This window comes from Bacillus sp. BS98, from assembly GCF_008432245.1.
Classification (GTDB): Bacteria; Bacillota; Bacilli; order Bacillales; family Bacillaceae_G; genus Bacillus_A; species Bacillus_A toyonensis.
In genome coordinates, this window is the sequence record NZ_CP043830.1 from 4,792,276 (window position 1) to 4,804,999 (window position 12,724).

General features: G+C 33.6%; 13 protein-coding genes. 5 read left to right on the forward strand and 8 right to left on the reverse strand.

Features of this window, described 5'->3' with window-relative positions; genetic code table 11:
- Positions 1–33 precede the first annotated feature (33 nt).
- On the reverse strand, positions 34–990 hold the full coding sequence (locus F0362_RS25110; protein ID WP_002104392.1) for a nuclease-related domain-containing protein: 957 nt from the start codon (positions 988–990) through the stop codon (positions 34–36).
- 516 nt (positions 991–1,506) lie between these two features.
- Between F0362_RS25110 and F0362_RS25115 the strand changes: the two genes are divergently transcribed.
- On the forward strand, positions 1,507–2,064 hold the full coding sequence (locus F0362_RS25115) for a cysteine hydrolase family protein (RefSeq protein WP_001001101.1): 558 nt from the start codon (positions 1,507–1,509) through the stop codon (positions 2,062–2,064).
- Positions 2,065–2,104: 40 nt separating this feature from the next.
- Here the strand turns inward: F0362_RS25115 and F0362_RS25120 are convergent, their stop codons facing one another.
- Positions 2,105–2,539 carry an Lrp/AsnC family transcriptional regulator gene (locus tag F0362_RS25120; RefSeq protein ID WP_033657330.1) on the reverse strand — a complete coding sequence of 145 codons (435 nt, stop codon included), beginning with the start codon at positions 2,537–2,539 and terminating at the stop codon, positions 2,105–2,107.
- A gap of 451 nt (positions 2,540–2,990) precedes the next feature.
- On the opposite strand from F0362_RS25120, the gene F0362_RS25125 reads away from it, so the two are divergent.
- A complete protein-coding gene (locus tag F0362_RS25125; protein ID WP_001036597.1) occupies positions 2,991–3,956 on the forward strand; it encodes a DUF4822 domain-containing protein in 966 nt (321 codons plus the stop codon).
- Between the two features lie 340 nt (positions 3,957–4,296).
- On the opposite strand, the gene F0362_RS25130 is transcribed toward F0362_RS25125, so the two are convergent.
- Complete coding sequence (locus F0362_RS25130) at positions 4,297–4,728, reverse strand: Lrp/AsnC family transcriptional regulator (protein ID WP_002039967.1); 432 nt, start codon at positions 4,726–4,728, stop codon at positions 4,297–4,299.
- A 166-nt stretch (positions 4,729–4,894) separates the two neighbouring features.
- Between F0362_RS25130 and F0362_RS25135 the strand changes: the two genes are divergently transcribed.
- The 3 genes from F0362_RS25135 (at position 4,895) to F0362_RS25145 (ending at position 7,365) form a co-directional block, all read left to right on the forward strand.
- Positions 4,895–5,476: a beta-class carbonic anhydrase gene (locus tag F0362_RS25135; protein ID WP_000926486.1), complete on the forward strand. Its 582-nt coding sequence runs from the start codon at positions 4,895–4,897 to the stop codon at positions 5,474–5,476.
- A gap of 31 nt (positions 5,477–5,507) precedes the next feature.
- Entirely contained in the window at positions 5,508–5,957 is a 450-nt protein-coding gene (gene cynS, locus F0362_RS25140; protein ID WP_001081568.1) for a cyanase, read from the forward strand.
- Between the two features lie 127 nt (positions 5,958–6,084).
- Positions 6,085–7,365, forward strand: a complete 1,281-nt coding sequence (locus F0362_RS25145) for a purine/pyrimidine permease (protein ID WP_001037029.1) — start codon at positions 6,085–6,087, stop codon at positions 7,363–7,365.
- Between the two features lie 168 nt (positions 7,366–7,533).
- Here F0362_RS25145 and F0362_RS25150 read toward each other — a convergent pair whose 3' ends face one another.
- The 5 genes from F0362_RS25150 to F0362_RS25170 all read right to left on the reverse strand — a co-directional run bounded on the left by F0362_RS25150 (position 7,534) and on the right by F0362_RS25170 (position 12,531).
- Positions 7,534–7,899: a YxeA family protein gene (locus F0362_RS25150; protein WP_000871137.1), complete on the reverse strand. Its 366-nt coding sequence runs from the start codon at positions 7,897–7,899 to the stop codon at positions 7,534–7,536.
- 769 nt (positions 7,900–8,668) lie between these two features.
- Complete coding sequence (locus F0362_RS25155; RefSeq protein ID WP_000590045.1) at positions 8,669–9,421, reverse strand: iron ABC transporter ATP-binding protein; 753 nt, start codon at positions 9,419–9,421, stop codon at positions 8,669–8,671.
- Positions 9,418–10,482, reverse strand: coding sequence for an iron chelate uptake ABC transporter family permease subunit (locus F0362_RS25160; protein ID WP_000631247.1), 1,065 nt, complete (start codon positions 10,480–10,482; stop codon positions 9,418–9,420). Before F0362_RS25160 ends, F0362_RS25155 begins: the two co-directional genes overlap by 4 nt.
- Positions 10,479–11,495: an ABC transporter permease gene (locus F0362_RS25165; RefSeq protein WP_000041828.1), complete on the reverse strand. Its 1,017-nt coding sequence runs from the start codon at positions 11,493–11,495 to the stop codon at positions 10,479–10,481. Before F0362_RS25165 ends, F0362_RS25160 begins: the two co-directional genes overlap by 4 nt.
- 19 nt (positions 11,496–11,514) lie before the next feature.
- Complete coding sequence (locus F0362_RS25170) at positions 11,515–12,531, reverse strand: siderophore ABC transporter substrate-binding protein (RefSeq protein WP_000749444.1); 1,017 nt, start codon at positions 12,529–12,531, stop codon at positions 11,515–11,517.
- Between the last annotated feature and the right edge of the window lie 193 nt (positions 12,532–12,724).

Consider the following 12,724-nt stretch of genomic DNA (forward strand, 5'->3'; position numbering starts at 1 on the left):
CCTTCGTATACGTACGTATTTATTATAGCAAAATTACGATTGGAAAGAAGTTAAATCATATATTCGTCCTTTGTTGTTGCCAGTGTAGGGAAGATTTAGTGTGTGGAGAATTCTGTTTACAACCATACCCGACGAAACATGGAGAAACTCTTTCAAATTACCGTTTGTACATGTCGTACTAATGAGCAATGCATAATCTCGTATAGCATCCTCATGTGCCACTTTTGAAAAATCTTTACAACTTGTACAACACCAACCCTTCTTCACTTTAACCATTGGAATAACTAAGCATTTCTCACATTGTACTCCCTTTAACAACTCCTCTTTTTCTATTTTATATTGCTCAAGTATATTTTGTTGAAGTGGAGAATGCTCCGTTATTATTTGATGAATGAGCCTATCTACATTATCTATAACTTTTCTTTTATATTTACTTTCAAACCACTTTATTTTATGAGGTAAATTTGCACTATGAATAATTGTATGAAGAAGATTGTCATCTGAAGATTTTATAATGGTACGAGGCGAGCTAATAACAACAAGGGACTCAATTGGAAGACTAGAAGAAAATCCATGTAAGCTTAACCATCTCTTTATTTGTATTTCTTGCCTTTTTATTTGTAAAACCGGATCTGGAAATCCCTCTGAATTTCCTTCTGTTATTCGGATAAGTTGATTAAACTTTGTATCAAATATTAATGTACCTGCTATATTTTTTATCTCAAGAAAAAGAAGAAACTTTGTGGAAAGGATAATAGTATCAATTTGAAAGTATTTATCATAATTAGATAAACGAATATCATGTAAAATACTATACTCTTTCTCAGAAATAAAACTAAGTGGATAATCAATCGATTGCTCCCCTTTATATCCCGCCATGTGTTTTGCCAAGTTTTCTCCAATTAAATTTCGTTTCGGATGATGTACAGGTAACCTTCTAAGAAGTGCTTCTAACTGCCTTATATAAATCGGCATTTTTCTTTCTTTCACAATCACCTCAAACACCCCTTTACAAATATATCAACGATTTTTTCAATATATCTATCATAACTCACAATATATCAACGATTTTTCCAATATATCTATCATAACTCACAATATATCAACGATTTTTCCAATATATCTATCACAACTCACAATATATCAACGATTTTTCCAATATATCGATTGGTCGACAATATCCGACACTACCTCACTCCAATCACTCACAGCATATCCTAGAAAAACACCTTCAGCAAAAACTTAAAATCGCATTTCCGCATAAAAAAACATAACCTGCTCCTCCAGCAAAGTTATGGTTTTTACCTTATAATGCCACTCTACCTATAACTTTACCGTGAATTCCACAAAATCCATTTGTACTTATACCAACTTTCACTTTTTTCACACTGAAACTATATACCTCAAAATCGTTTCATAATGTTATTACTTCAGCATAGCTACAATTTATATAATAACGGTACAGTACAAATAACGTGCTGAATCACTAAGTATGGGGGAATAACGATGAACGAAGCATTACTATTAGTCGACATACAAAATGATTACTTTAAAGGCGGCAATATGGAATTACATCTACCTGAAAAAGCCATCCAAAAAGCGAAAGAAGTATTGAGAGTGTTTCGTGAAAAACATAAAACAATTATTCATGTACAACATATTGCGAACAATGAAGGAGCTACCTTCTTCCTCCCCGAGACAGTAGGTGCTCAAATTCATGATGATGTACAACCGATCGCTAATGAAAGAGTCATACAAAAACACCACCCTAACAGTTTTTTAAGAACAAATTTATTACAAACATTAAAAGAAGAGAAAATAGACCAACTAGTCATTTGCGGTATGATGACTCATGTATGTATTGATGCAACAGTACGGGCTGCCAGTGATTTAGGATTTCAATGTATTGTAATTGAAGATGCTTGTACAACAAAAGATTTAGAATTCCAAGGAAATCTAATCCCAGCAGTACACGCTCATCAATCGTTCATGAGCGCATTAGAGTTTGGTGATATTTACGCAAAAGTCATGTCAGCAAGCTGTTTTATAAATAAAAACAAATAAAGAATTACAGTTCCATATGAAAAAAGAAAGGATAAATATCTTATTCTTTCTTTTTTTCCATTGTCTTAATGACAGTATTTATACGATAATCACCATAATGTAAAACATCTGCAAGCGTCTCTTCTAATTGCTGATGCGAAGATGTGTGAAGAATCATGATATAACACCCATCGCCACTTATACGATACATTTCAGTGATTACGTCTGTTTTTTCGAAAAAACTTTGAATTTGATTATGATAATGTGGTGCATGCAAAAATAGCGTAACAAACGTCATAATGGATCCTTCCAGCTTAGCTCTGTCGATATCTATCGTATATTTTTGAATGACACCTGCCTCTTCTAATTTGTTAATTCGTTTTCCAACGGCTTGGCCAGTCAAATGTACTATCTCTCCAATTTCCCTCCAGTTCATTCTAGCGTTTTCTTGTAGTAACTGTATAATTTTAAAATCTGTTGAATCAAACATGGACATCCCCTTCCTATATGAAGCGACTTCTATAAAATCTTCATTTCCCATACAGTTCAGCTCAAAAATTTTGCACTACAATCGATTAACTCTATTAGGAATTACATTATTGTTAACGGCTTTCCTTCTTCTTTACAATGTATTTTTTTGATTACTCGTAGGCATCAGAAACAACTTTGGTAAATATTCGAAAGATCCCTGCTGCAAACTAGCGATTGCTTTTTTATAAATATGAAAATTTTTTAGGAATTAGTTTATCTTTTTTTAATGTTTTATTTAGAGGGAGTTTATACTCTGAGATTAACATAATAAACGTAGCAACTAAGTTCATTGATTCAACCTAAATCTTTTCATATAACAAAGATTCAGAAGGATGAACTACTACTATAATCACAAACCGCACTACTTAAAACCATGTGAATAACATGAAAATCATAAAATGAGGAGACGATAAAAAATGAACAAAAAAACGAAAGCACTATCATCAATACTGCTCGGATTCACATTAGCATTAACAGGGTGTGCTGGTACTAAAGCCGAAGAAAATCATGGTAAACAAAAACAAGAACAAGCTGCTAAAGAGACGAAAAAGGAAAACAAGTTAACGAAAGGCCAAAAAATGGCTAACATTCTTAGCGATACTAATTGGCAAGGTACAAGAGTATATGACAAAGATAAGAATGACTTAACAAAAGAGAATGCAAACTTCATTAGTCTTGCAAAATATGATGCGAAGTCCGGCAGATATGAATTCTTTGATGCTAAGACAGGTGCAAGTCGTGGCGATAAAGGAACTTTCTTTGTCACAAATGATGGGAAGAAGAGAATATTAATTTCAGAATCAATGAAGTATCAAGCTGTTGTTGACATGACAAAACTAAATAAAAATGTATTTACTTATAAACGAATGGGGAAAGACGCTAACGGTAAAGATGTAGAAGTTTTCGTTGAACATGTTCCATATAAAGAAAAAGAACTTTCTTTCACTGATCCGGACAAGCAACTGAACACTACTACAGGCGATATTGTTAAAAATGGTGATGGAGATAAAATTTTAGGCGGCACCCTTTGGCATGGAACAAAGGTATTAGATGAAGCTGGTAATGATGTAACACAGTTTAATTCTAATTTTATAAGTCTAGCAAAATTTGATGACAAGTCTAATAAATACGAGTTCTTCAATAGCGAAACAGGTCAAAGCCGCGGTGACTATGGTTACTTCGATGTTGTACACGAAAATAAAATAAGAGCTCATGTATCAATTGGAAATAATAAATATGGTGCGGCTCTTGAACTTACTGAACTGAACAATAAGAAATTTACGTATAAAAGAACTGGTAAAGACCAATCTGGTAAAGACATAACTATATTCGTTGAACATGAACCTTATAAAGGTAATGTTAAACCACAATTTAGTTTTTAATTAGTTTGATTAAAAATCCTGTACTGAACTACAGGATTTTTCTTATGAGTCTACTTTTTATATTCGAAACATGAATTAGCTGTAAAATGAAATAGGATCATGCCCTCAAATAAGTAATAATAGAACCCCCTGTTGCATACAGCGCAGGGGTTTTGATGTTAAAAAATTCCCCTTCACTAGTCAAAGGCAAATAATGAAAAAAGAAAAATCAGATGTAAAATAATCAATAATTATTAAAAACAAATAAAAGGAGTATCTCTTATTTAATAAGAGATACTCCTTTTATTTTTGGAAACATGTCTTAGCCACAAGCAAAAGGAACCATAAACTTACATAAAGTTTATTTTAACTTCCCTATTGATAGGTTAACACGGTAATTCCCATACTTTAATAGTCGTCCTAGAAAGTTATCCAATTCTTCATTGGAAGCAAAATGTGTTTTTAATAAATAACATCCGTCACCACTTATACGATGTACTTCAGAAATCCCTTCTTCTCCTTGAAAGAAATTCATAAACTCTTGATGGTTAGCTGTTGTTACGAACAAAGTAACAAACGCAGTCACTACTTGTCCTAATTTGATTCGGTTTATTGCGATTGTGTATTGCTCAATAATCCCTAAATCCTCTAACCTTCGAATTCGATTTCCTACCGCCTGTCCCGTCATATGTATTTTTTGACCAAGTTCTTTCCATTGTATTCTTGAGTTTTCTCCTAATAATTTCAGTATCTCAAAATCTGTTTGATCAATGATATAAACCAATCCTTTCACCGTGAAAGTAGAAAGCCAGAAAGTGTTTCGCCAGCTTATTCTGCTTATCGATACAATTCACTATACTTAGTTTATCCTCTTACATCACATTGTTTATCAGTTATATTCACTTATAACATAGAGGACGCAACAAAAAATACATCTAGATTTAAAGGAGGTTACAAATATGTTATTACAAGAAATCCTATCGTTCAATGAACAATTTGTAGAAAATAAGGAATACGCTCCTTTTGAAGCGACAAAAATGCCTAAAAAACGTATGGTTGTTGTTTCTTGCATGGATGCTCGTTTAATTGAGCTACTTCCAAAAGCTTTAGATATACACGATGGTGATGCAAAAGTTATCAGAAATGCAGGTGGTAAAATTGCTTCTCCTTTCGATAGCGTTATGCAAAGTGTTATAGCATCAGTATATGATCTAAATGCAGATGAAATCTTTCTTATCGGACACCATAAATGTGGTGCAAGCCAAACTAATCCAAAAGGAACACTTCAAAAAATATTAGATCGTGGAGTAGCTTCATCCGAAATTTTATCAGCAATTGAATATGCTGGTGTTGATCTTGAAAATTGGTTATTTGGATTCGATGATGTCTGCGACTCAACTCAAGCTAATGTTGATTTAGTAAGAAATCATCCACTTATTCCAAAAGATGTTCCTGTACATGGTTTAGTCATTGATCCCCACACAGGTAAATTAGATTTAGTAGTTGATGGATATAAAACATTAAATGGTATGAAAAATTAATTATTACTCAAATGAAGGGAAGTTATTAAGTATGAATAGACAAGAAGCTACACAAAAAATTATGGAAGCAAAAATTGCAAAAGGTTTAACATGGGAAGAAATTTCAAAAGTAAGCGAAAACTCCGAGACTTGGGTTGTAACAGCATTATTAGGACAAGCTACAATGACACGTCCGGAAGCAGAAAAAATCGGTAAACTATTAGAATTAGATGAGGAAGTGGTTCAGGCATTAACAGTAGTTCCACTTAGAGGTCAAGTAATGCAAATGCCTCCTACTGACCCAATCTTATATCGATTATATGAAATGATGTTACAATACGCACCAACTCTTAGAGAATTAATCTTAGAAAAAGCTGGCGAAGGTGTAATGAGTGCAATTAACTTCAATCTAGGTGTGAATACACAAGAAGATCCAAAAGGTGGCGATCCTCGTATCGTTATTACACTTAACGGTAAATTCTTACCATTCCGTACATGGTAATTAATTTTAAATCTATATATATAATTAAAATAATTTTATAGATTTACAAAATCCATCCTTTTTAATCTAACTGTATAGAAAGGATGGATTTTTACTATGAGATTCTTTTTCGACAAAGGAGAATAATATGAACAAAAAATACTTTAATACGAGCTTTAGTATTCTACAGTGGTTTGTGTTTCTATTAGCAAATGCAATTGCATTGCCTATCATTATTGGTGGCATATTTCATTTATCAATAGAAGATATCTCAACATTAATGCAGCGAACTTTTTTAGTCGTGGGAGTAAGTTCATTTATACAAGCATGGTTTGGGCATCGCTATCCCATAGCAGATGGTCCAGCAGGTTCATGGGTAAGTATATTTGTCATACTGGGACAAGTTGCTATGCATCAGGGACAAAGTGCAAAAGACGTGTTGCAAATTTTAGAAGGCGGGTTAATTATTGCAGGTATATTACTCTTCGTACTTGGTATAACAGGGCTTGTACATCGAATCTTACGTTTATTTACCCCTTTAGTTACAGGAACTTTTCTTTTAATCTTAGCACTTCAGCTTAGTGGTGTGTTACTAAAAGGAATGATGGGATTACAAGGATCTGTAACTCATCCTGATTATACAACAACTACTATTGCACTCTTTGTTTTTACCATGGTTACCTTCTTATCAATTAAAGGGAAAGGCTGGATGAAAAGTTACGCTGTGTTACTTGCCATTTCATTTGGTTGGCTTTTGTATGCTTTATTAGAAAAATCGTCTCATATGCCTTCACACACACCGTTAGTTAAGTTACCACAGATATTTGCTTGGGGCATGCCTAGATTCGATATTGGAATGACTCTAACTGCAATTTTATTTACATTTCTTTTAGTTGCAAATACGATTGCTGCTATTTCGGCTGTAAAACAAGTGGCTCCATTATCTAAAGAAAATGAAAAGCAAACACTGAACCGTGGTGTATGGGTCGGAGGTATATCACATATTATCTCGTCGTTGTTTTCTACAATTGGAATTGTACCATTACCTGCATCAGCAGGATTTATTCAACTAACAGGACAAAGAAAAGTGAAGTCATTCCTTATAGCAAGTCTCATATTAGCAGGAATTTCTTTTATCCCCTCAATTGTAAGCTTTATATCCTTACTTCCAGGCCCTATTGCTAATGCTGCACTTTTAGCAACATTTGTCCAAGTAATAGGCCTTTCATTTCAATCAATTTTACGTGAAGAATTAAATCAACGCCGATTAACTATATTAGGAATTACATTATTAATCAGTTTAGGAATAATGTTTCTTCCAGAAAGTGCATTTAGCGGTATTCCTTCTTCCTTACAATATGTTTTAAGTAACGGATTACTCGTAGGCACTATGATCAGTATTCTGCTAGAACAGTTTTGGAAAGAGTAAAGGGTTTATACAATGCAATAATACTCCTTGCTCAGTCCTAACAAAAAGGGATCACACCAGACGGTTGATCCCTTTTGTTTTATAATAACCTCTCTTATTTTTCTACAATATCTTTTGCTTATAAAGCTTTATGTTAACACAGCTATTGGTTTAGCTTGTCCTGACATATTATGAATTTCCGTTCAATTTATCTAAGATACTCTTATCTATTTTTGTTTGATCCACTTTAGCTATTTTAGAAACAATCCCACGGCGATCTTCCCAATCAATCAAATAATATTGATTTTTTTCCAATTTATTTTGCACGGAAATTTTCAGTTTTCTTTCTTCCCCTTTTTTATCGTACACCTTCTCATCGTAAACATGATACGTAAGAATTTCTCCATTACTCAATTTTTCGTTTTCTACTGTAGAATCAGTCATTACCTTTACATAATATTCTTTAGTTGAATAGTACCCATTACCTGATTTCAGATAGTAGAAAGCACCTCCTATTATAGCTAATAACACAAAAATCCTAATGATCCATTTCATATGATAATACCTAACCTTTCTATCCTACTTGTAAAATTTATATTCATTCACATATAAATCTTCCTTACTTTAAGTATGCTTTATCTAAAAAGAGGGTACAATCCAGTTTCCTTACACCCACATTACACTTTTGTAATCCTATCATTTTGGATTAAAACATTTTTATCATTTTACAAAGCAAGCATAATTTTTTCGCAAACAAAAGAACCATACCCCTGCCAACCTGGAAAAGTTATGGTTCTTATCATATAAAATTGTAATTTGAATATTATTGCCGTAAACGCCAATCTCACAGGATTATTTGCATAAGGTGTTCAGCAATTTTGTCTCCACTTATCTTTTTATTTTTTTCTTTTCTACCAGGGCTGCCGCCCACATTTTAACGAAAATATACGCTAAGGATTATCTTGCAGCGTAACAAGCTACTTCTCCCTTACATGTAGACACACTATACCGAATCCTAACTACATCACAACTTCTTATATGAGAACGGACGAGACCTACTTTGTCTAACACAATTGTGTTAGCTTATGAGTGGATAACCAAACCAGAATATAATGATTCCCTTACATTCACCGTCCGAGTGTTCAACACGTCGCAGGACTGGGAGTAATGACATATCTGTGGAGCTATTACCAACAGCCAGAAAAATTAAGAGTTATCACGATGGGCAATCGCATAAAAAAAGCTGCTGCCTATAAAATACAGACAGCAACTTCAACTAGAGTAGCTAGCATAATTTACGCAAGCTACAGTATACATTTTGTAACTAATAAACAGCGATTGGCCCATAAGGACCCTTGATAATTTCTATTTTTGTTTCAAAAATATCTGTCAAAAGTGTTGGATCCATTACCTCTTCTACTGTTCCAAAAGCAGCAATTTGACCATCTTTCATAGCACAAATTTTGTCAGAGTATTTAGCCGCAAAATTTATATCATGCATAACTGTCAAAATTGTTCTTCCAAATTCATTAGCTGCACGTCTCAAATGCTCCATCATTTGAACAGAACGAGCAACATCAAGGTTGTTCAGAGGCTCGTCCAAAAGTACATATTCCGTCTCTTGGCACAATACCATCGCTACATATGCCCTTTGTCTTTGACCACCAGAAAGTTCATCTAAATATCTATTCTCTAAATTAGTTAAATCCAAAAAATCGATATATTTAGAAATAATAGATTCATCCTCTTTCGTTAATCTTCCTTTTGAATAAGGAAAGCGCCCAAATCCAACTAGTTGTCTAACAGTAAGCCTAGTTACAAAATGATTTTCTTGTCGCAATATAGTCAAAACTTTTGCTAAGTCTTTTGATTTGGATTCAGAAACATCCATATTTGCTACTTGAATGTGACCTTCATCCATATCTAAGAGTCTTCCAATCATCAAAAGTGTCGTGGACTTTCCAGCGCCATTTGGTCCAATTAAAGAAGTAAAGCCTGCTTTTGGTATTTCAATATCCAAAGGTCCTATTTTTACCTTATCACTATAGAACTTTTTAACGTTATCAATTTTTATCATAAAGCCCTCTTCCTTAAAACTATAGTTAAGAATATGATTCCACCAAATAATTCAATAATAACTGAAACTACACCTTGAGCATGGAATACATGATACATTAAAAAGTATGCACTCGTCATTATCAAAAATCCTATTGCAAAAGCCATTGGAAAAATATATCTATGATCATAAGTTGACGCCGCCTGATAACTCAAAGTTGCTACTAAAAAGCCATAGAAAGTAAGTGGCCCAATTAGAGCTGTTGAGATGGACATTAAAATAGCTACTAATACAAGCGTATAAATTACACTAGGTTGATATTTAACCCCGAAAGAAGTAGCAACATCCTTTCCTAGTGACAAAACATTCAAATTCTTAGAATGAGCAAAAATTAATACTGCTACAATTATGATCATAGGAATTACAATAGGAAAATATGCAGGATCTGCATGATTAACAGAACCAAATAATCTTGCTTGTAAAATATCAAATTCTGAAGGCGCAAGTAGTTTTCTCATAAAAGTTGACACAGAATTTAGCCCGGTACCAATAATAATTCCAACTAAAAGCATAAGTTGTAAATTCCCGTATTTACCGGAAAGTAACCATCCATAAAGTATCAAACTCATGAAGACCATAACAACAACTTGGAATAAAAATGATCCAATTCCATTAAAATTTATCAACGCACTAGCACCAAAGAAGAATACTGTACTCGTTTGAATTGCTGAATAAAGTGATTCGAAACCTAAAAGTGAAGGAGTAATAATTTTATTATTCGTAATAGATTGGAAAGCAACTGTCGACAAGCTATGGCAAACCGCAGCAATAATCATTGCAACAATAGCTACTATCCTTCTCTTAACAACTGGGATAAAAGATGGTGAATCTATCGGAACTGGATTGTTATACACTAAAAGTCCATATGAAGAAAGGAGACCTAAACCAATCAATGTTATCAGTAAAATCCAATAACGTCTTGCTTCCTTCTTAGAACGAAAAGCGCTAGCTGATCTACTTTCATTATGAAGGCTAGAATCGATTTCGACATTTTCTTTTTTTCTATATTCTAATGTGATCATCGTAGCCTCCTTGGTTTTCTTTGTCTCAATAAAATAGTAATAAACACGACTGCTCCCACTGTTGCAAGTATTAAAGAAACAGGTAATTCAAAAGGCTGTATAATTGTTCGAGAAATGATGTCACAGGCAGTTATTGATCCCATTCCGATCACACAAACCCAAGGTAAATTACTCCTAAGATCATCACCTCTAAACATTGAAACGATATTTGGCACAATTAATCCTAAGAAAGGTAAGTGTCCAATAACAGCTGCAACAATTCCAACTGCAACAGAGATAAGACCAGTCCCAAAAAGAACAATTCTATTGTAATTAACTCCAAGGCTTGTTGCGACATCTTCTCCTAGTCCAGCTAAAGTCAATCTATTAGCATACATAAAAATAAGAAAAGTAATGATAACAATCAGCCATAAATATTCATATCTTCCCACCTGAATGTTAGCAAATGAACCTACGAACCAAGTTTCAATACTTTGTGTCTTTTGAAAAAGGAGTCCCAAAAAAGTAGACACTGCAGAAATAACTGCTCCAAGCATCAATCCAATAATCGGGACAATTAAAGACGAACGAAGTTTAACTCTTCTTAAAAATAAAAAGAAAATCATAGTTCCTATAAAAGAAAAAATGATTGCACCAGTCATTCTTTGCACTAAAGTCGGGGCAGGGAATAATAAATATACAAAAAGCAGGCCTAAGCCTGACCATTCAATAGTCCCCGTTGTAGTAGGTTCAACAAAACGATTCTGTGTAATAAGTTGCATGACGAGCCCTGCCATCGCCATTGCAGCTCCAGTAAGCATTAATGCAACTGTTCTCGGAACACGAGTTATGAAAAACATCTCCATTCCGTCCTCTTGTCCACGTATATCATAAACTCCAGTAAACAGTGATATAATCCCTAAAATTATAACAACTATAATCGCTATTATAAAAGATTTTGTCCATAATTTATTGTGATTATAAAACTGGGGTTGAGAAATATTCTCAACCCTAGAAATTATATTTTTTGACACTGTTTCGTACTCCTTTACACTACTTAGCTAAAGTTTTTGCAAGATTTCCAAACAACTCTATATAAGTCTGAATTGATTCATTTGTGTAAGTATCTTCTGGTGCATAAACAACTTGTTTTTTAGAAACAGCAGTTGTGTTTTGAAGAGCTGGTGATTTAGAAATAACATCCTTAGCAGGTGTTGAAGTAGCTGCATCAGATGTTGCAGCATCACGATCTAATACGAAAAGCCAATCAGGATTTGTTTGTGCAATAGCTTCAACAGAAACGTCATCACCTTTATGACCTGCAGTAGAATTTGAAACTTCTAGTGCTGGAACCCAACCGAAAATTTCATACATTGGTCCCCAAACACGACCAGAATGTGGAGCAGCAAAACCAATATTCCCACCAGTAACGATAACACTCATAACTTTATCTTTCCCGTTATAAGCAGATTTTGCAGTTTCAATAGATTTATCAAAATCAGCCACTAATTTTTTAGCTTCTTTATCTTTATCAAAGATTTTCCCTAAAGTAATTGTAGAATCTTTAAGTCCTTTTACTAAGTTTTTCCCAGGCGTAGTAGATTTCTCAGAAACATCAAAATTAAGATCAATAACAGCTGCTTTTGGCACTAATTTTTTGATCTCTTCGTAATGATCAGCAAATCTTTGACCAACGATTACAAGGTCAGGGTTTGCAGCTGCAATAATTTCTAGATTTGGTTCACGGTGATTCCCAATATTTTGAACTTTTTCATCCTTTTTATATGCTGAATCAGCAGGCATGATATCCTTTGGAGCAGCCGCTAATTTAATTCCCCAATCAGATAAAGTTTCAAAAGTTCTGTTATCCAAAGCAACTACATTCTTTGGGTTTACAGGGACTTTAACAGTTCCATGAGCATCAGTGATTTCAACCGTTTTTGGCTTATCACTACCATTATCTTTATTATTAGCCTTCGAAGTTTCTTTACTTGAATCTGAGCAAGCTACTAACATTAAAGTGAAAACTGCTAGAATACTCACTAATTTTAAAAGCATAGATTTTTTCATATGTATACTCCTTATAGTGTGATTTATTTCGAAAATGATGACATCCATAGATTGAATTAGAAGGTAACTTTTATTCAATTGAATCGCTATTGATAATCATTTTCATTTGAACATCCTGTTAATTAGTATAGTCATTAATTCTGTGAAAATCTTGTGAATGGTGTGAATTCATAAAATCAGGCATAAAAAGTAA

Bases quoted from the DNA above. Each gene is read 5' to 3' on its own strand.
- F0362_RS25115 (WP_001001101.1), top strand. From the start codon at position 1,507: ATGAACGAAGCATTACTATTAGTCGACATACAAAATGATTACTTTAAA.
- F0362_RS25120 (WP_033657330.1), bottom strand. From the start codon at position 2,539: ATGTCCATGTTTGATTCAACAGATTTTAAAATTATACAGTTACTACAA.
- F0362_RS25125 (WP_001036597.1), top strand. From the start codon at position 2,991: ATGAACAAAAAAACGAAAGCACTATCATCAATACTGCTCGGATTCACA.
- F0362_RS25135 (WP_000926486.1), top strand. From the start codon at position 4,895: ATGTTATTACAAGAAATCCTATCGTTCAATGAACAATTTGTAGAAAAT.
- cynS (WP_001081568.1), top strand. From the start codon at position 5,508: ATGAATAGACAAGAAGCTACACAAAAAATTATGGAAGCAAAAATTGCA.
- F0362_RS25145 (WP_001037029.1), top strand. From the start codon at position 6,085: ATGAACAAAAAATACTTTAATACGAGCTTTAGTATTCTACAGTGGTTT.
- F0362_RS25150 (WP_000871137.1), bottom strand. From the start codon at position 7,899: ATGAAATGGATCATTAGGATTTTTGTGTTATTAGCTATAATAGGAGGT.
- F0362_RS25155 (WP_000590045.1), bottom strand. From the start codon at position 9,421: ATGATAAAAATTGATAACGTTAAAAAGTTCTATAGTGATAAGGTAAAA.
- F0362_RS25160 (WP_000631247.1), bottom strand. From the start codon at position 10,482: ATGATCACATTAGAATATAGAAAAAAAGAAAATGTCGAAATCGATTCT.
- F0362_RS25170 (WP_000749444.1), bottom strand. From the start codon at position 12,531: ATGAAAAAATCTATGCTTTTAAAATTAGTGAGTATTCTAGCAGTTTTC.